Raw genomic sequence first — 20,264 nt, 5'->3', positions numbered from 1 at the left:
TCCTATGACACAAGAGATTAATCTAAAAAGCGAGATAACAGCAACACAAACTGGTCTGAGATTAGACCAAGCATTAGCTGGTTTGTTCCCTGACTACTCGCGCACACGCATCAAGGAATGGATCCTATCTGGTGCAATTACTATTGACGGTATCACAGTCGACAAGCCACGGGAAAAGGTTTTCGAAACTCAACAGATAGAAGTGACCGCCACTATCGAGGAAGAAGTTCGCGCAAAAGCGCAAAATATCGCCCTGAATATTATCTATGAAGATGATCATATTTTAGTGGTAAATAAGCAAGCTGGTTTAGTTGTGCATCCCGGTGCAGGTAATGCTGACGGTACATTGATGAACGCGCTACTGCATCATTGCCCTGATATTGAGCATGTTCCAAGAGCCGGTATTGTGCACCGTTTAGATAAAGACACCACAGGTTTAATGGTTGTTGCTAAAACAGTTGAAGCACAAACGCATTTGGTTGCAGCATTGCAAGCTCGTGATATTGTTCGCGAATATGAAGCGATTGTATTAGGCACTATGACGGCGGGTGGCACAGTTGATGAACCTATTGAGCGCCACGCAACGCGTCGTACTCAAATGGCGGTGATCCATAGTGGTCGTCCATCAGTGACTCATTATCGTGTGTCAGAAAAGTTTCGTGCTCATACTCGTTTGCGTTTACGTCTGGAATCTGGTCGTACTCACCAAATTCGTGTTCACATGGCGTATATTGGCCATGAGTTAGTTGGCGATCCGGTTTATGGTGGTCGTCCTCGTCCGCCTAAATCTGCCAGCCCAGAGTTTTTTGAGTTACTCAAAGGCTTTAAGCGCCAAGCTTTACACGCCGTGCGTTTAGAGCTCGCGCATCCGTTTACCTGTGAAATTATGACTTGGCATGCGCCTATTCCTGATGACATGGTTGAGCTGACAAAAGCACTTCGAGTTGATACAGAGCTTCATCCTATAGTGTATTTATAATGCTCAAGCATGATTGGCCAATACCTGATAATGTCGCCATGGCGATAACAAATCGTTTTGGTGGTGTTAGTGTTAGCCCTTTTGATAGTTTAAATTTAGGGTTACATGTAGGTGATAAGCCTCAACACGTATTGGCTAATCGTGCGATATTAAGTCAACAATTGTCATTACCAGCTGAACCAACCTGGCTCGAGCAAGTTCATGGCACTAAAGTGATTGATGCAGGTAGATTAATAACAACGACTACAGCAATTATAGCTGATGGTAGTTATAGCAATCAGTTTGGTCATGTTTGTGCAGTAATGACAGCGGATTGTTTACCTATATTGTTGTGCAATAAGCAAGGCACTGAAGTTGCCGCTGTTCATGCGGGGTGGCGAGGATTGTGTGAGGGGGTAATCGAGCAAGCATTAGCGATGTTTCGGTCTCCACCGTCAACATTAATCGCTTACCTGGGGCCTGCCATTGGTCCTGTTGCATTTGAAGTTGGCAATGAAGTACGTAATGCTTTTATCAATCAAGAACCACAAGCTTCAAGGTGTTTTATAGCTCATAACAGCAAATACTTAGGTGATTTAGTTGGGTTAGCCAAGTTGCGTTTATCCGCAGCAGGCGTAATTCAAAGCTATAGTGCAGATGTGTGTACCTTTTCCAATCCAGATTACTTTTCTTATCGTCGTGATATGCAAACGGGTCGAATGGCTTCATTAATTTGGCTTAAATCTTAGGTTATTCATCTAAAACAGGTTTAAGTTTAAAAAAAACAACAGTTTTTTTGATCTAGGTTAAGTTTTAACCTTGAGTTTACATTAAATGCCCCCATCTTTAAGTTAACAAATTATTCATTTCTGAATTAATTTCCTATTCCACAAGTGTCAGATCCTAGGAGGTTGTATGAGACTCGATCGTATGACTAATAAGTTTCAAATTGCTATTTCTGATGCCCAATCTTTAGCATTGGGGCGCGACCATCAATTTATAGAACCTATCCATTTAATGATGGCGCTATTAAATCAAGATTCCGGCTCAATTCATTCTTTACTCACCCAAGCGGGGATTAGAGTAAGTGCGCTTCGCTCGGCGATTAGCCAAGAGTTAGAGCGCTTACCACAAGTTGAAGGTACTGGTGGCGATGTTCAACTGTCACAAGGATTAATTCGGTTACTGAATCTATGCGATAAACTAGCGCAAAAGCGCAAAGATAAATATATTTCATCAGAATTATTTGTCTTGGCAGCATTGGAAAATAACGATCCTCTTGCCAAAGCCTTGAAAGACTCCGGTGCTAGCAAAGAATTAATGGAAAAAACCATTGAAGATATGCGCGGTGGGCAAAAAGTCGATGATCCTAATGCAGAAGATCAACGTCAAGCATTGAAAAAATTTACCGTTGATTTAACTGAGCGTGCTGAACAAGGTAAATTAGACCCTGTTATTGGCCGTGATGAAGAAATTCGCCGTACGATCCAAGTGTTGCAACGTCGCACTAAAAATAACCCAGTATTAATTGGTGAACCTGGTGTGGGTAAGACCGCCATTGTTGAAGGTTTAGCACAGCGCATTGTTAATGGTGAAGTCCCTGAAGGGATCAAAAATAAACGAGTATTGTCATTAGACATGGGCTCGTTAATTGCCGGAGCTAAATATCGTGGTGAATTTGAAGAACGTTTAAAAGCAGTACTAAATGAATTATCTCAAGAAGAAGGTCAAGTTATCCTCTTTATTGATGAGTTACATACCATGGTCGGCGCTGGTAAAGGCGAGGGCGCAATGGATGCCGGTAATATGCTTAAGCCTGCGTTGGCACGAGGTGACTTACATTGTGTTGGGGCAACAACTCTTGATGAATATCGCCAATATATTGAGAAAGATGCCGCGCTTGAGCGTCGCTTCCAAAAAGTGATTGTCGATGAGCCTAGTGTTGAAGATACTATTGCCATTTTGCGTGGTTTAAAAGAACGCTACGAATTACATCATCATGTTGAGATTACCGATCCTGCAATTGTTGCAGCAGCAACCATGTCACATCGTTATATTTCTGATCGAAAACTGCCCGACAAAGCCATCGACCTAATTGATGAAGCTGCATCTAGTATTAGAATGCAAATAGACTCTAAGCCAGAAGCACTAGATCGATTAGAGCGTCGTGCGATTCAACTTAAGCTAGAAGAACAAGCGTTAAGTAAAGAGTCTGATGAAGCCAGTCGTAAACGTCTTGAGTTTTTACAACATGAATTAAAAGACGTTGAAAGTAAAGCGGCTGAGATGAATGAAATTTGGCATACTGAAAAAGCGGCATTAGCAGGTACTCAGCATATTAAAGCCGATTTGGAACAGGCTAGAATGGACTTAGAAGTCTCTCGTCGTGCGGGCGATTTAACGCGGATGTCGGAATTGCAGTATGGACGTATTCCTGAACTTGAAAAACAGTTAGATTTAGCCTCACAAGCTGAAATGCAAGATATGACATTGCTACGCAATAAAGTCACCGATGTTGAAATTGCCGAAGTGCTATCAAAAGCTACCGGTATTCCGGTATCAAAAATGCTTGAAGGTGAACGAGAAAAGCTATTGCATATGGAAGATGCACTTCATCAGCGTGTTATCGGCCAAAACGAAGCCGTTGATGCGGTTTCTAATGCCATTCGTCGAAGTCGTGCTGGCCTTGCTGATCCTCAACGTCCAATTGGTTCATTTTTATTTCTTGGACCAACTGGTGTCGGTAAAACTGAGTTATGCAAAGCATTAGCTAAGTTTTTGTTTGATACCGAGTCTGCCTTGGTACGTATTGATATGTCTGAGTTTATGGAAAAGCACACTGTCTCTCGTCTAGTTGGTGCTCCTCCCGGTTATGTTGGCTATGAAGAAGGTGGCTATTTAACTGAAACTGTCCGTCGCAAACCTTATTCGGTGATTTTATTAGACGAGGTGGAGAAGGCGCATCCGGATGTTTTTAACGTTCTACTGCAAGTATTGGATGATGGTCGCTTAACTGATGGTCAAGGCAGGACGGTTGATTTTAAAAACACGGTTATTATTATGACCTCAAATCTAGGATCAGATATTATCCAAGAGGGTTTTGGTCATACTAGCTATGAGGAGATGAAAGCTGGAGTCATGAATGTGGTGACGCAGAGTTTCCGACCAGAGTTTTTAAATCGAATTGATGAATCGGTGGTATTTCATCCTTTAGATGCTGCAAATATCAAGCATATTGCTAGTATTCAATTTGAGTTATTACGTAAACGTTTAATTGAAAAAGAATTCGATATTGAATTATCTGATGCGGCATTATCATTAATCGCTGAAGCTGGATTCGACCCTGTATACGGAGCAAGACCATTAAAAAGAGCTCTGCAGCAAGAAGTGGAAAATCCACTAGCGCAAAAATTACTTCGTGGTCAATTATTACCAGGTAAAATGATTAAAGTTGTTGTGGAAGATGGCAAACTAGCCTTCATTCAATAATGTTATTTAACACTATTATTTGAAGCCGTTATAACAAAGGGAGCATTTGCTCCCTTTGTCTATTATTTACTTTGGCAAAATAAGCTGACTCTTTCTGTATTTTCAGCTATTGCAGCTTGCCTTTGTTCTTCTGTCATGGCTATTGACTCGCCAGTTTCTTTATTTTGCTGATTTAATTTACTGTGAGTCTTCAAAACACTCAGGCTGTGTTTAGCACTTTCACAGATATCTTTGGCTTGTTGTTTATCTTTTTCGTTAATGATTTTTGCCGATTTTTCTAATTCAGTTTCAACTTTAGTAAAGGCTTTTTTTTGAGGGGTATAAGTTCCGATCTTAGCTGGTTCCATATCCTCACTATAAATCTTGCGAGCATCTACATTTAAGGGTTGTTGCTGACTGTAATGTACAACTCCAGAGTCATCTACCCACGTGTAAATAGTCCCGGCTAATAATGATGTACTAAATGCTAAAGTGGCTAAACCAATAACTAAACGCATAATTCCCATTTGAGTATCCTAGAGCTAATTGACGTTATGCTTGAATGTTCCAAAATATGTCATCTTTGACTATAAATCCAACAGCTAAACAGTAATGTCTAAAGTGTATGCAAAATTCACCTAATCACCCAGTAAAAAATAAAGGTATTTACTTATTACCTAACTTATTTACTACCGCTGGATTATTTTCAGGTTTCTATGCTGTCATTTCATCAATGAATAGTCATTTCGAATCTGCCGCTATCGCTATCTTTATTGCCATGATCTGTGATGGACTCGATGGCAGAGTGCATGATTGACAAATACTCAAAGTTATTTTGGGACTTAATATGATAGCTTGGCCGATATGGTTTCTTTTGGTATGGCCCCAGCCATCCTTGTTTATAACTGGGCTTTGCAAGATTTAGGTAAAATGGGTTGGTTAGCGGCTTTTATTTACTGAACTTGTGTTGCATTAAGATTAGCTGGTTTTAACACTCAAGTTGGTGTGGTCGACAAACGCTTTGATCAAGGGCTCGCGAGTCCTGTTGGAGCGTTAATTGCTGGTAGTATTTGGAGCCGATCTCAATATGAACTCGATCCCACAGATTTTAATTACCTTGCGGCACTGATAACCACACTTCACTATTTATGGTGAGTAATTTTCGCTATCACTTGTTTAAGGAAGTTGATTAGCGAGGGAAAGTGAATTTTATGGTGATGTTATTGCTGGTGGGTGTATTCATTATTATCTCTATTGAACCAGCAATCATCCTTTGTCTTGGTTTTTGTATATATGCCCTATCTGGAGCTGTGATCACCATTAAAACGATTAAGAAGTTAACCGTAGCGCAGATTGTTGGTGATGAACCGCATAAACAAGATCTTCAACCAAGCTCAACTATCGATTCTCCTAATGATAATGCTCATACTAAGTAGTAGTGCCCATAACACTAATAACAATGAAAACTAAAATACGCCCTTCAATACTATCAAAAGCGTCCGTCGTTATGGGTCATTAGCTTATAAAGAGCAAAGCTAATCAGAGTTTTCTAGTAAAATTTTATAAAATGACGTGTTTTCTATCCAAATATTGATGTTTTACTATAGTTTCTGTCCATTTTGGCAAACATTAATACCTTACGGAGTATTAATGCTTAAATAGCTAATAGCTTTTTTGAACAAAAATAAACCTTATTGATTGCTTTTAGTACTCATCTGTTTGAATAGTGTTCGGTTGAGTGCTGTTTTGATAAAATCTTTTAAAAAGGCCTTGCACAAAATCTTGTGTTGCCTATAATGCGCATCCACTGACACGGCAGACAGCGAAAGCGGTCACCGAGTTGGGTTGAGTTAAGTGGTTAATAACACTGAATTCAAGGCAAAAAGAAAGTTTGAAAAAACACTTGACGCCGACACGGGAAAGCGTAGAATACGCACCCCAAGCCAACGACCTAGCGTCTTATGGCGATGTATGAAAAATCGACATCACGTTCTTTAACAATCTAAACAAGAAATCTGTGTGGACATTCACAGGTATTGAGTTATTCGAAATTGTCTTCTGTTCTTCGGAATGTTGACAATCAAAAAATTTAAACTCAATGCAACGATGAATGTTCATAGTAATATGTACAAACATTATTTAGATTCTTCCGAGTCTAATTAATGAAATCAGAATTCATTGAGCCGAAACCTTCGGGTTTCAAAAAACTTTAATTGAAGAGTTTGATCATGGCTCAGATTGAACGCTGGCGGCAGGCCTAACACATGCAAGTCGAGCGGTAACACAAGGGAGCTTGCTCCTGAGGTGACGAGCGGCGGACGGGTGAGTAATGCCTAGGGATCTGCCCAGTCGAGGGGGATAACAGTTGGAAACGACTGCTAATACCGCATACGCCCTACGGGGGAAAGGAGGGGACCTTCGGGCCTTCCGCGATTGGATGAACCTAGGTGGGATTAGCTAGTTGGTGAGGTAATGGCTCACCAAGGCGACGATCCCTAGCTGTTCTGAGAGGATGATCAGCCACACTGGGACTGAGACACGGCCCAGACTCCTACGGGAGGCAGCAGTGGGGAATATTGCACAATGGGGGAAACCCTGATGCAGCCATGCCGCGTGTGTGAAGAAGGCCTTCGGGTTGTAAAGCACTTTCAGTAGGGAGGAAAGGTGATGTGTTAATAGCACATTGCTGTGACGTTACCTACAGAAGAAGGACCGGCTAACTCCGTGCCAGCAGCCGCGGTAATACGGAGGGTCCGAGCGTTAATCGGAATTACTGGGCGTAAAGCGTGCGCAGGCGGTTTGTTAAGCCAGATGTGAAATCCCCGGGCTCAACCTGGGAATTGCATTTGGAACTGGCGAACTAGAGTCTTGTAGAGGGGGGTAGAATTCCAGGTGTAGCGGTGAAATGCGTAGATATCTGGAGGAATACCGGTGGCGAAGGCGGCCCCCTGGACAAAGACTGACGCTCATGCACGAAAGCGTGGGGAGCAAACAGGATTAGATACCCTGGTAGTCCACGCCGTAAACGATGTCTACTCGGAGTTTGGTGACTTAGTCACTGGGCTCCCAAGCTAACGCATTAAGTAGACCGCCTGGGGAGTACGGCCGCAAGGTTAAAACTCAAATGAATTGACGGGGGCCCGCACAAGCGGTGGAGCATGTGGTTTAATTCGATGCAACGCGAAGAACCTTACCTACTCTTGACATCCACAGAAGAGACCAGAGATGGACTTGTGCCTTCGGGAACTGTGAGACAGGTGCTGCATGGCTGTCGTCAGCTCGTGTTGTGAAATGTTGGGTTAAGTCCCGCAACGAGCGCAACCCCTATCCTTATTTGCCAGCACGTAATGGTGGGAACTCTAGGGAGACTGCCGGTGATAAACCGGAGGAAGGTGGGGACGACGTCAAGTCATCATGGCCCTTACGAGTAGGGCTACACACGTGCTACAATGGCGTATACAGAGGGTTGCAAAGCCGCGAGGTGGAGCTAATCTCACAAAGTACGTCGTAGTCCGGATCGGAGTCTGCAACTCGACTCCGTGAAGTCGGAATCGCTAGTAATCGTGGATCAGAATGCCACGGTGAATACGTTCCCGGGCCTTGTACACACCGCCCGTCACACCATGGGAGTGGGCTGCAAAAGAAGTGGGTAGTTTAACCTTCGGGAGAACGCTCACCACTTTGTGGTTCATGACTGGGGTGAAGTCGTAACAAGGTAGCCCTAGGGGAACCTGGGGCTGGATCACCTCCTTACCTATACGACTAACTCAATACCTAAAGTGCAGCAATGCATGTGAGTGTTCACACAGATTACTTGTTAACTTCTTCGGAAGTAGAGTGAAATGCGCCGCGAGCCGGTTAGCATTGTTCTTTAACAATTTGGAAAGCTGATAGTACTAACTAAAGGCGCATGGATGATGATTCGTTGTCGTTTGTGTGATTACGTTAGTGCGAAAAACGTTAATGCGAAAGCATTAACACTTGAGTTCTCAACACACTGTTTAAGTGTCTTGAATATTCTAAAAGACTAAGGCGAGTCCACTTCCTGGTCGGGAGTGAGACAAGTAAAAACCAGCAGGTCATGATATGACCCAGAGTTCTTCTCTTGTTAATTCAAGGGTGTGAAACTCATTTGGGTTGTATGGTTAAGTGACCAAGCGTATACGGTGGATGCCTTGGCAGTCAGAGGCGATGAAGGACGTAATAACTTGCGAAAAGCGTTGGCGAGCTAGTAATAAGCATTTGAGCTAACGATATCCGAATGGGGAAACCCGGCCACATAAGTGGTCATCATAACGTGAATACATAGCGTTATGAGGCAAACCCGGGGAACTGAAACATCTAAGTACCCGGAGGAAAAGAAATCAACCGAGATTCCCCTAGTAGCGGCGAGCGAACGGGGATTAGCCCTTAAGTCTATGGGGTGTTAGTGGAATGTGTTGGAAAGCACAGCGGCACAGGGTGATAGCCCCGTACATGAAAACTAACCATAGATGAAAACGAGTAAGGCGGGACACGTGACATCCTGTTTGAATATGGGGGGACCATCCTCCAAGGCTAAATACTCCTGACTGACCGATAGTGAACCAGTACCGTGAGGGAAAGGCGAAAAGAACCCCTGTGAGGGGAGTGAAATAGAACCTGAAACCGTATACGTACAAGCAGTGGGAGCGGTTCTTGAGACCGTGACTGCGTACCTTTTGTATAATGGGTCAGCGACTTACATTTTGTAGCGAGGTTAAGCGAATAGCGGAGCCGTAGGGAAACCGAGTGTTAACTGCGCGTTTAGTTGCAAGGTGTAGACCCGAAACCGAGTGATCTAGCCATGGGCAGGTTGAAGGTTGAGTAACATCAACTGGAGGACCGAACCGACTTATGTTGAAAAATGAGCGGATGACTTGTGGCTGGGGGTGAAAGGCCAATCAAACTCGGAGATATCTGGTTCTCCTCGAAAGCTATTTAGGTAGCGCCTCGAGCGAATACCATTGGGGGTAGAGCACTGTTAAGGCTAGGGGGTCATCCCGACTTACCAACCCTTTGCAAACTCCGAATACCAATGAGTACTACTCGGGAGACAGACAGCGGGTGCTAACGTCCGTTGTCAAAAGGGAAACAACCCAGACCGTCAGCTAAGGTCCCAAAGTACTAGCTAAGTGGGAAACGATGTGGGAAGGCTTAGACAGCTAGGATGTTGGCTTAGAAGCAGCCATCATTTAAAGAAAGCGTAATAGCTCACTAGTCGAGTCGGCCTGCGCGGAAGATTTAACGGGGCTAAGCTAGTCACCGAAGCTACGGGTGCATTTCATTAGAAGTGCGCGGTAGAGGAGCGTTCTGTAAGCCGTTGAAGGTGAAGGGGTAACCCACGCTGGAGGTATCAGAAGTGCGAATGCTGACATGAGTAACGATAAAGGGAGTGAAAAACTCCCTCGCCGAAAGACCAAGGGTTCCTGTCCAACGTTAATCGGGGCAGGGTGAGTCGACTCCTAAGGCGAGGCCGAAAGGCGTAGTCGATGGGAAACAGATTAATATTTCTGTACTTCTGCTAACTGCGATGGAGAGACGGAGAAGGCTAGGCTAGCGCGGCGTTGGTAGTCCGCGTTTAAGGTGGTAGGTTGATTTCTTAGGCAAATCCGGGAAATCGTACTTTAATGTACAGGCTGAGAGCTGATGACGAGTCACTAAGGTGATGAAGTAGTTGATGCCATGCTTCCAGGAAAATCTTCTAAGCTTCAGGTTAGTAGGAATCGTACCCCAAACCGACACAGGTGGTCGGGTAGAGAATACCAAGGCGCTTGAGAGAACTCGGCTGAAGGAACTAGGCAAAATGGTACCGTAACTTCGGGAGAAGGTACGCTGCTGTTGGTGATGGGACTTGCTCCCTAAGCTGACGGCAGTCGCAGATACCAGGTGGCTGCAACTGTTTATCAAAAACACAGCACTGTGCAAAATCGCAAGATGACGTATACGGTGTGACGCCTGCCCGGTGCCGGAAGGTTAATTGATTGGGTTATCTTCGGAGAAGCTCATGATCGAAGCCCCGGTAAACGGCGGCCGTAACTATAACGGTCCTAAGGTAGCGAAATTCCTTGTCGGGTAAGTTCCGACCTGCACGAATGGCGTAATGATGGCCACGCTGTCTCCAGCCGAGACTCAGTGAAGTTGAAATTGCGGTGAAGATGCCGTATACCCGCGGCTAGACGGAAAGACCCCGTGAACCTTTACTATAGCTTGGCACTGAACATTGAACCTACATGTGTAGGATAGGTGGGAGACTTTGAAGCTTGGACGCTAGTCTGAGTGGAGTCAATCTTGAAATACCACCCTTGTAGTTTTGATGTTCTAACTCTGGCCCCTTATCGGGGTTGAGGACAGTGCCTGGTGGGTAGTTTGACTGGGGCGGTCTCCTCCCAAAGAGTAACGGAGGAGCACGAAGGTTGGCTAAGTACGGTCGGACATCGTACGGTTAGTGCAATGGCATAAGCCAGCTTAACTGCGAGACATACACGTCGAGCAGGTACGAAAGTAGGTCATAGTGATCCGGTGGTTCTGAATGGAAGGGCCATCGCTCAACGGATAAAAGGTACTCCGGGGATAACAGGCTGATACCGCCCAAGAGTTCATATCGACGGCGGTGTTTGGCACCTCGATGTCGGCTCATCACATCCTGGGGCTGAAGTCGGTCCCAAGGGTATGGCTGTTCGCCATTTAAAGTGGTACGCGAGCTGGGTTCAGAACGTCGTGAGACAGTTCGGTCCCTATCTGCCGTGGGCGTTGGATGATTGAGGGGAGCTGCTCCTAGTACGAGAGGACCGGAGTGGACGAACCGCTGGTGTTCGGGTTGTCATGCCAATGGCATTGCCCGGTAGCTACGTTCGGAATCGATAACCGCTGAAAGCATCTAAGCGGGAAGCGAGCCCCAAGATGAGTCATCCCTAGAGCTTTAAGCTCTCTAAAGGGCCGTAGGAGACTACTACGTTGATAGGCAAGGTGTGTAAGCGTTGTGAGGCGTTGAGCTAACTTGTACTAATGACCCGTGAGGCTTAACCATACAACCCAGATGGGTTTTACTGACCTTAGTGTTAGAATGAAGCGCTTAAACGATGTGAAGAGACTCAAAGTAAGATAGAAGCAATCAGCTTTCCGAATTATTATTTAATGCCTAATGAAGAATTAGTGTGTTAGATATGCAAATTTGTCTGGAAACCATAGAGCTGTGGCACCACCTGATCCCATTCCGAACTCAGAAGTGAAACACAGTATCGCCGATGGTAGTGTGGGGTCTCCCCATGCGAGAGTAGGTCATTTCCAGGCGCCTAATTGACTTGCAAGAGTCGTGAAACAGCCCGCTATTATATAGCGGGCTTTTTTACGTCTGTAATTTAAGCATATCGAAACATAGATGATGCTAACAAGCGCAAACTAGATTGAAATATGACTGCAGTGTGACCTTTATGCCCATGCGTCCCCCTACGAGGATAAAAGAGTCCTCGATGATATAGCTAGCTTTTTTGTCTGTAAGTGAGTTTGTAATTTAGACAAACTATCCTGAAACATCTTACTTATTTGAGTTCTAAAGGTCATGATCAGTAGTGTGTTAAGGCGTTGCGACAAGCTATACCTAATGACCCGTGTTGCAGTCATTATAATTAGTATTTTTTATTGAAAGGTCATCATAGTCTTGACCATCATAACGCTGAGCATGAGAGCTAACCTAGACTTCACCACGGCTATAATTTAATCGCTACATTTCTATGTCCTTGCTGATCATTTAATGCAAGTATTAGCCATAGAGGCATTATTATTAGGTAAGTATATAGGCTGACTTTAGATCTTGTTATAAGAGTCGTTTGAACTGTCAGTATCACTTGTTGGGTATGAGGATTAAAGAAACAAACTAGTCCAATCTTGCTTGAAAATCGATATATTTAAATCACAAATCACAAATCACAAATCACAAATCAAGCAATATCTTGAGCATGATGGCGCTATGGTTATTGACCTCATGCTTGGAAAATAATTGTCGAATACTATGCTCAGATTATTTCTATTTTCGTCCATAAAGACACTAAAGCCAGCGAAATAAAGCAACATTTCGAATGGCATTTTACTGAACTTAACCAAGTTACAGTTGAAATTAATCAACTTCCGCAACGGTGTTGTAAAAACATAATCTGTTTAGAAACCAGTTATAATGGCTAACTTGCCTGAAAAAACTGCAATTGAGCACTTTATTATAAAAAGTACTTTACCTTTGGTGGTGGTTTTAGCATAATGCCCCTCGTCAACAGGGGTGTAGTTCCAATTGGTAGAACAGCGGTCTCCAAAACCGATGGTTGCGAGTTCGAGTCTTGCCACCCCTGCCAAATTAAGAAGGCCTAGCAGAAATGCTAGGCCTTTGTTTTTTCTGGATTTTATCATTTTTTAGTCTCCTTTATAGCACCAATTCCTTACCCCAGAAAATTTCAATTTTGCCATTGGTGACCAAATGGTGACCAAACCGTGACCATGACGCTTTTATCTTGTCCATGTATGGGACTTTCTCGCCTGCAAAATATTGTTACTGATGATATGAGCGCTCTGTTAATTGTCGATAGCCAAGCTGCGAGAATAGTCGGTATCAACGTACGGTTAACACGTTAAACATCAACATGAGCCTACCGATAATTGGTCACTTATCGCCAGTTACACAAAATTAGTTACAGTCTCTTAATGGACTTTGATATGAGATTCGTTGAATTATATGGAGTGGTTAATAGAACCGATTTATTGTATTGCAATAATGAAGGGTTGTTAGCTAGCAACTTGTCAAAAGTCTCACAAATATTATCGAATGCTCATGATGGGTCCGTTCTATTAATTGCATCACCTCCAGCGCCCCTTGATTTGCCATTCATTTTTAAAGCTGGCTCTACAAGCCGTTTGATAGGTCTCTTGGCTATCAACGGCCATTAGCTTAATTGTTGAATCGACTACACATATAAAACGTACATGGCGTTCGCTCTCTAAACTGATCAGTTTTCACTGATCTTGTGTCGAGAAAAATGACTTGGCTTAATACATATTAATTTTGAGCAATAAAGATTGATTTGTATCTAGCTCTTTTACTGTTTGATTCACTACATTAGAGAAAGATAATGCTAAATCTCTTGGATTAGAATAAACCTATGGTTTGCAGGAAGACCAACTCGTTCCCATAATTTGCGTGCAGGGTTCTGACTGGGGGATAATTTGTATTTTTTTGGTGTACATGTCTAGTAGCCTGAAGTACCCAGTATCATTATCAACTGTATGCTACATGAGTGGTTTGGTAACCCACTTAATATCAAATATGAGGTATTCACAATGAAGCTAATCAAACTTAGAACCGTCATGGAGTGCACCGCACTGGCACGCTCAACAATTTACAAGTTGATGGATGAAGGCGTATTCCCTAAGTCAGTTAACCTCGGTGTCAGGTCAGTCGCCTGGGTTGAGAGTGAAATACAAGATTGGATATTGGAAAGGATTGAAGAACGGGACTTGTTGAAATAAATTTAATGTGGTGACTTTCTTAATTTTTTATTCCTTATCAATCCTCACGAATAAACATCATCACAGTTGTAACTACATTGATATTTCTGCTATTTTACGAATCACCTTAGCACTTGCAAGTGCTAAGATTGTTACTTTTCACTTAACTGATTATCAGTTAAGTCTATTAGAATGACGGTAGCTGTAGTGATAGCTATGGCGATATATGAGCTGGGTTTAGGGATGAACAAACAAAGATTACTAGTTAGTTGGATTGGTGGAAATGATCTAAATATGCCAGAAGGGCAGATGACGGGTCCTATTTGGGCAACGATTCAAGCAACTAAATTTGATGTTATTGAGCTTATCTATAACTATAGCGATGATGAAATAAAACCGTATGTATCCCTTCTGTCAGAAAGAGTGAATTGTAAAGTTCATGCTCGTAAGGCAAACCTTTCCTCTCCAATTGATTACGAAGACATTTATATTGCAGCAGAGCAATTATTGAAAGATGTTGTACAGTCCGATTCTGAATTAAGTATTTTACTAAGCCCTGGCACACCAGCAATGCAGGCTATTTGGGTTTTGCTGGGTAAAACACGTTTCCCTTGCACTTTTTATCAAGCGTCTAAAGAGCAGGGGGTGCAAGTCATTAATATACCTTTTACGCTATCTGCCAAATATGTTCCTGCTGCTACCAAATTAAACCAATCCGAATTAAATAACTTAGCCAGATTAGAAGCACCTATAGATACTGCTTTTGATGACATCCTTACTATTGAGTCTGATTTTCAAGTCTTAAAGTCTCAGGCACAAATTTTGGCCCAACAGGATGTACCTGTACTAATTTATGGTGAGAGTGGTACAGGTAAGGAAATGTTTGCTAGAGCGATTCATAATGCCAGTACCCGTAAAGATAAGCCTTTTATTGCTGTTAACTGCGGAGCCTTCCCAACAGAGCTTATTGATTCAATACTTTTTGGCCATAAACGTGGAGCCTTTACTGGAGCCATTTCAGACAAGTCAGGTGTATTTGAGCAGGCTCATAACGGAACTTTATTTCTAGATGAGTTTGGCGAATTGGATGCTGTTGTCCAAGTAAGGTTGCTCAGGGTGTTGCAAGATGGAAAATTTACCCGCCTAGGAGGTTCTGATGAGCAAAGTAGCAATTTTAGATTAATTACGGCAACCAATAAAAACTTGATAAATGAAGTTGCCCAAGGTCGCTTTCGTGAAGACTTATTTTATCGAGTCGCAATAGGCGTCTTGCAATTACCGCCATTAAGAATGCGGCAAGGTGATTTAGACTTTTTAGTTGATTCACTAATGCAGATCTTGGCAAAAGAGCACTCGGTATTAAAAGGTAAAAATATTTCCTATCTTGCAAAGAAAGTTATCAAAGAACACAAATGGCCAGGCAACATTCGGGAATTGAAGGCGACGTTACTACGAGCTGCACTGTGGTCTGGTTCAGACTGCATCGATGAAGCAGAAATTCGACAAGCTTTATTTATTATGGAAGGTAAAAAAGAGTCTCTGTTAGATAGAGATATCCACCAAGGGTTTGATATAAGTCATATTTTAGCTGAAGTTGAGAGTTATTATATTGTCAAAGCGCTTGAGCAGCATGATGGGAATAAAAGTAAAGTAGCAAAATTACTTGGCTACAACAATCACCAAACATTGAGCAATAGAGTTAAAAAACTAGGGATATAAGTAGTGCGCTATACATTGGCATGAATCTAGCTATTACAGCTTCATTCCGGAAGTTGTATCGGACAGCCACTTAAAATAAGGATGTAAACTTTGAACAATCAAACACCAGTTAGCCTACTTTCACGCAAAGAAAAAATCGCAAGTTTAATTAATGAAATGAACAAGGGGCTGCTTGAGCGTAATGAGCAAGTAAAGCTAATGTTATTAGCAGCATTAGCTGGTGAACATGTGCTGTTAATCGGGCCACCTGGCACAGCAAAAAGTGAGCTGGCTAAGCGTTTGAAAAGTGTGTTTGTTGAGGCTAGCTACTTTGAGCGTTTGTTGACGCGATTTTCTGTACCAGAGGAACTATTTGGTCCCTTGTCTATTAAAGCGCTGGAAGATGACAGGTACAAGCGATTAACCAGTGGTTACCTACCAGAGGCTTCGGTTGCTTTTATTGATGAAATATTTAAAGCCAATAGTGCCATTTTAAATAGTTTACTAACATTGCTGAACGAACGAGAGTTTGACAATGGTAATCGTAGATACAAAGTGCCTCTAATTTCCGTTGTAGCGGCTAGTAATGAGTTACCTGAAGGAGAAGAACTTTCAGCGCTCTATGACAGATTTATGCTGCGAAGTTTTGTTGCACCAGTATCGAACGAGAGTTTTCAAAGCTTGCTGATGCTATCGGGTTCAGCTTTTGACCCTGAGTTAGAGGTGCGCCTAAGGTTAGAAGATCTCATCGAAGTCCAGCAGCTGTCTGAAAAGGTGTTAGTAACACCTTCAGTCATTGAGCTATGTAAGGCGTTTAGAGAGCATTTACAGCGTGAAGATATCTATGTGTCAGACCGTCGTTGGCGAAAAGTTATTAAACTAATGAAAGTATCAGCATTTACTGCTGGGATGAATGAAATCAGTAATTATGATGCATGGATTTTACCTCATTGCCTTTGGAATAAACCTGAAGAATTTAAGGGGCTGCTTGATCTCTACAAGCAGGCGATTGCACTGGATGGTGATTTTAGTTCTGAGAGACTCAATACCGCTCTTCTGGCATGGGAACAGCGGCTACGCGAAGAAAGCGTAAAAAAGGTACAGAAAACCAATGAAAAAGGACGACTACTTTTCCACACAGCGAATGGTAGACAAACGAGCAAACCTGTAAGTGAAGTACAAAAAACAAATAAAGATGGGCAATTGCTTTACAAAGATCGCTGGGATAAGGAGACCATTAATTCTAATGAAACACCAATAATGGTGGACAAAGAAAACGAACCATTTTTGGTTACATATAACTATTCAATTGGCCATATTCAGAGTCGTGTGAATAGTGTTAAAGAATTAGAGAACTCAATATCGAAACATTTAAGTCAACTCAATGAGCAGCTTGAGCAAGTCGGAAATGTTTTTGCCACCCATATATGGATTGATCAGGCTCTCGAGACTGAAATCACATTAAATATATCTCATGCTAAGGAGCACTCAAACACCTTGCTAAAGAGGGCTAAACTGCTGATTAAAGGTTTTGAAAGTCTGTCTGTCGAGGACCCTTTGAACGTTCTAGAGACTCGGCAAGCTGATTCGATTTTAGAAGGTGAACTATGTGAGTGAATCTAACCCCACGATGACGAAGCATTCAGTCGGATTGTTGGCGCAGTTAGACCAACAGTTTGCTGCTATTGATTTACTGCCGAATGAGCTAGTACCTGCGGTGGTTACTTTATCGGGTGGCGATTTAACAATTCGCTGTCAGTCAATAGCACTGTTACGTTCACAACTATTGGCTGCAGAAGAGATATCTTTACCTTGCCCATGGCTCCCCGAGGTTATACAACAAGAAATCGCGACTTCAATTAAGGCATCAGGTGTGGCGCGGTATTGTAAAGATAACCCAGAGGTAACCGATGCTTTGCTTAGTGACCTATTAGTTAAGCTAGAGGACTTACAGCTACAGACATCAGCATTATCACGACAGTTGGCGATTATTGCAGAAAAGGAAGCACTGGAGCAATTACGACTTGAATTGGAAGCAATTCAACAGCAACGCCGTTCTTCAAAAAAACAAAAGCATTTAGCACTTAATGATGCTCAACGCTTAGATATTAAAATACGAGCTGAGCTCAATGCTTGGATTCAGCTAGTAAACAGTGCTGGTGGACAATTATTTAAACTTCCTAGTATCTGGTCTGAAAGGCTAGAAATATGGCAAGAGTTAGAAGGAGTTTTTACTGATTTGGGATTGGTGACAGGTCTTGGTTGGGATCTATCTCAAGGAATATTTCAAAGTCATGGCTGGATGAATCTAGTTAGGCTGCAAAAGATTGTAAAGCAGATCCCACAACTGCGTGAAGTCATTGAAACCTTGGGAAGAATGAAAGATACCGAGGGTGAGGCAATCATTGAAGAAATTATTTCACGTATGAGCATGGCTTTTCGTTTTCGCCATGATGTCGAAATTAAGACTCCCTTAGTGCCGATGGAAACCAAAGGTATTACTCGTTCAGACTCTATTAGTCGAATGCTGCCACAAGAAGCTGCTTTTTTTGGACACCCAGTACTTAAAAAATTATGGCATGCTCGCAGAGCTGAACATGCTCTGCTGAGTTATGCCGTTGAAGGTACTGAGATGGTGACTCAACTAACGGAGCAAGAACAAGATGTCAAAGAAAGCCATTCTGGGGAAAAGCTAAATCGTAATCGTGGCCCTATGATTGTGTGTTTAGATACTTCTGGTTCTATGGCTGGGACCCCAGAGAATGTTGCTAAGGCGCTTGTTCTGCAGTGCATCAGTGTTGCCCAAAAAGAGAAACGAGCATGCTTTGTCTATTTGTTCGGCAGTAAAGGGGAAGTTAAAGAAATGGAACTGACACCAGATAAAGCCGGGCTTGAGCAAATGATCCTCTTTTTGTCGATGTCATTCGGTGGCGGCACAGACGTTGAAGGCCCTCTCAATATGGCGTTAGAAAGAGGTGATGAGCAACAATGGCAACAGGCCGATATTCTTTTGGTTAGTGATGGCGAGTTTTCTGTGTCGTCAGGACTTTCTCGAAAGATTAATAACCGTAAAGAGCAACGCGCAATGAGCGTGCATGGTGTCGTCATTGGAGGCAGTTTGTCACCAATGGACAAAATCTGTGACCCTCTACATCAGTTTTCAAGCTGGTTAGAATTTCAAAATAATAAAAATTAAAGGTAAAGGAATACTTATGTCTAAAGCGAGAGACCATTTTGAGAACGCAATTCAAGACGCCGAAAGAATTTTGCAGGCCTATGATCATTTAAACCAGATGGAGGGCAGAGAAAGAGAGCCTGAAGAGCTTAAGCGAGCGGCATTAATCATGACATTAACTGCATGGGAAACCTATGTCGAAGATGCCATAGAAGAAAGGTTAACCGCTGATTTACGGACTCTGGAAGGTTCGAAGGTCGCTAATTTTATTAAATCTACTTTAGAAAATGAGTTGAAGTGGTTTAATACTCCAAACTCGAAAAATACGAAGGGAATGTTTGAGCGTTTTTTACATCAAGATGTGACAGAAAAATGGACTTGGATTGATGGCGATGCTGATCAAGCTAGATCTAAATTGAACCAATGGATTAAGAAAAGAGGCGAAGCTGTACACCGCTCAATCAATGACACGCAAGCAACTCATCTTGTCAGTCGTCCAGATATGAAGAAGTGCCTTATATTTTTTAAAAAATTAGTTGAAACAACAGACCTTGCAATAGATCAATCTTAGCCTGGATGAGTTACTAAGTTAGGTATATTGTGAAAGGCTAAAGCTTAGAGTCAAACAAGACGACTACGATGATGAATAGTCTTTTTAATTATGTGACTCATAGTCTGTTGAGCTTTTAGTTTGATAGGAAGATCCTAGGGAAAAGTTAACAACAGTAGTAGCGTGTGAATGATTTTTAGGCAGGCAACAGCATCAACATTGAAAAGCTTACGTCTTGAGGCTGGTTTGAGCCAAGAGCAATTGGCAAGGAAGTCAGGGATAGATAGGACTTATATTTCTGGTGTAGAGCGTGGTGTTAGAAATATTACTTTAGACTCACTAGAGACTATCGTTCTGGCTTTGGGTATCAGCCAATTAGACTTTGTTATAACACTTCATAACCACCTAAAAATGGTTAAGGCTGTCGATTAGCTCATTAACTTGTCGATAGCCTTATAAGCGGCTTCAAGCGCTTGATTGACTTCAAAGTCTAACCCACAGTCAAGCTCATCATCACCTCTGCTTATCGACCAGCTAAAGCCTTCACGATACTGATCTGGATTCGATTCAATAAAAATATCAAATCCAAGATATGTCTCTTCATGTGGAAGATTCATTGTAGATAGTTTGTTCATTGGCGCTTCCAGTGATGATGTTTGAGGTGATTATCATACTTCTGATGCCTAAGGTCTACGGACTATAAGTCACAATTTTAGGTGTCTGATTCAATTGAACAATTTGTTAAACGTTGCGATAAATTTCAATGTGGTAGAACATTACTTGGTATAGGTCACATCATTTGTAGCGCTGTGTGTTTTAAAATGATGCCATTTCCTAAACAATTTGCAAAAATTCTATTGCCACGTATAAGTATTTGAAGTATCTATAGATTAGTATCGTAGAAA

At 42.4% G+C, this 20,264-nt stretch carries 11 protein-coding genes, 1 tRNA gene, 3 rRNA genes and 1 pseudogene; 14 read left to right on the top strand and 2 right to left on the bottom strand.

The genetic code is table 11. The features are described from left to right. The first annotated feature begins 4 nt into the window (after positions 1-4). The 3 genes from rluD to clpB all read left to right on the top strand — a co-directional run bounded on the left by rluD (position 5) and on the right by clpB (position 4,447). Positions 5-979 carry a 23S rRNA pseudouridine(1911/1915/1917) synthase RluD gene (gene rluD, locus EGC82_RS18250; protein WP_124732011.1) on the top strand — a complete coding sequence of 325 codons (975 nt, stop codon included), beginning with the start codon at positions 5-7 and terminating at the stop codon, positions 977-979. Further along, complete coding sequence (pgeF, locus tag EGC82_RS18245) at positions 979-1,707, top strand: peptidoglycan editing factor PgeF (protein WP_124732010.1); 729 nt, start codon at positions 979-981, stop codon at positions 1,705-1,707. Before rluD ends, pgeF begins: the two co-directional genes overlap by 1 nt. 166 nt (positions 1,708-1,873) lie before the next feature. Continuing rightward, positions 1,874-4,447, top strand: a complete 2,574-nt coding sequence (clpB, locus tag EGC82_RS18240) for an ATP-dependent chaperone ClpB (RefSeq protein WP_124732009.1) — start codon at positions 1,874-1,876, stop codon at positions 4,445-4,447. Between the two features lie 62 nt (positions 4,448-4,509). On the opposite strand, the gene EGC82_RS18235 is transcribed toward clpB, so the two are convergent. After that, a complete protein-coding gene (locus EGC82_RS18235; RefSeq protein WP_124732008.1) occupies positions 4,510-4,953 on the bottom strand; it encodes a DUF4124 domain-containing protein in 444 nt (147 codons plus the stop codon). 98 nt (positions 4,954-5,051) lie between these two features. On the opposite strand from EGC82_RS18235, the pseudogene EGC82_RS18230 reads away from it, so the two are divergent. From EGC82_RS18230 to EGC82_RS18180, 11 genes and pseudogenes are all read left to right on the top strand, one after another. Further along, positions 5,052-5,862, top strand: a pseudogene (locus tag EGC82_RS18230) (CDP-alcohol phosphatidyltransferase family protein). 774 nt (positions 5,863-6,636) lie between these two features. After that, positions 6,637-8,179: ribosomal RNA gene (locus EGC82_RS18225) — 16S ribosomal RNA — on the top strand. 390 nt (positions 8,180-8,569) lie between these two features. Further along, positions 8,570-11,474 (top strand): 23S ribosomal RNA (locus EGC82_RS18220). 147 nt (positions 11,475-11,621) lie between these two features. Next, positions 11,622-11,737, top strand: a 5S ribosomal RNA gene (rrf, locus tag EGC82_RS18215). Together the 16S, 23S and 5S rRNA genes form the textbook arrangement of a ribosomal RNA operon. 975 nt (positions 11,738-12,712) lie before the next feature. Next, positions 12,713-12,789 (top strand) — tRNA-Trp (locus EGC82_RS18210). 925 nt (positions 12,790-13,714) lie between these two features. Next, positions 13,715-13,957, top strand: coding sequence for an AlpA family transcriptional regulator (locus EGC82_RS18205; protein WP_425272656.1), 243 nt, complete (start codon positions 13,715-13,717; stop codon positions 13,955-13,957). Positions 13,958-14,128: 171 nt separating this feature from the next. Continuing rightward, positions 14,129-15,655 (top strand): sigma-54 interaction domain-containing protein, encoded by a 1,527-nt coding sequence (locus tag EGC82_RS18200; RefSeq protein WP_244212489.1) that lies wholly within the window; start codon positions 14,129-14,131, stop codon positions 15,653-15,655. Between the two features lie 90 nt (positions 15,656-15,745). After that, a complete protein-coding gene (locus EGC82_RS18195) occupies positions 15,746-17,251 on the top strand; it encodes an AAA family ATPase (RefSeq protein WP_244212488.1) in 1,506 nt (501 codons plus the stop codon). Beyond that, on the top strand, positions 17,244-18,830 hold the full coding sequence (locus tag EGC82_RS18190; protein ID WP_244212487.1) for a VWA domain-containing protein: 1,587 nt from the start codon (positions 17,244-17,246) through the stop codon (positions 18,828-18,830). The genes EGC82_RS18195 and EGC82_RS18190 overlap by 8 nt, the downstream gene beginning before the upstream one ends. Positions 18,831-18,846: 16 nt before the next feature. After that, the gene (locus EGC82_RS18185) at positions 18,847-19,380 is read left to right on the top strand and encodes a HEPN domain-containing protein (RefSeq protein WP_124732006.1); all 534 of its coding nucleotides are present in this window, start codon (positions 18,847-18,849) and stop codon (positions 19,378-19,380) included. Positions 19,381-19,548: 168 nt separating this feature from the next. Then, positions 19,549-19,791 carry a helix-turn-helix domain-containing protein gene (locus EGC82_RS18180; protein WP_124732005.1) on the top strand — a complete coding sequence of 81 codons (243 nt, stop codon included), beginning with the start codon at positions 19,549-19,551 and terminating at the stop codon, positions 19,789-19,791. On the opposite strand, the gene EGC82_RS18175 is transcribed toward EGC82_RS18180, so the two are convergent. Further along, a complete protein-coding gene (locus EGC82_RS18175; protein WP_124732004.1) occupies positions 19,788-19,994 on the bottom strand; it encodes a hypothetical protein in 207 nt (68 codons plus the stop codon). The genes EGC82_RS18180 and EGC82_RS18175 overlap by 4 nt on opposite strands. Between the last annotated feature and the right edge of the window lie 270 nt (positions 19,995-20,264).

It is taken from the genome of Shewanella livingstonensis (assembly GCF_003855395.1).
GTDB classification, from domain to species: Bacteria; Pseudomonadota; Gammaproteobacteria; order Enterobacterales; family Shewanellaceae; genus Shewanella; species Shewanella livingstonensis.
This window is presented reverse-complemented; position numbering and strand designations above follow the sequence as displayed.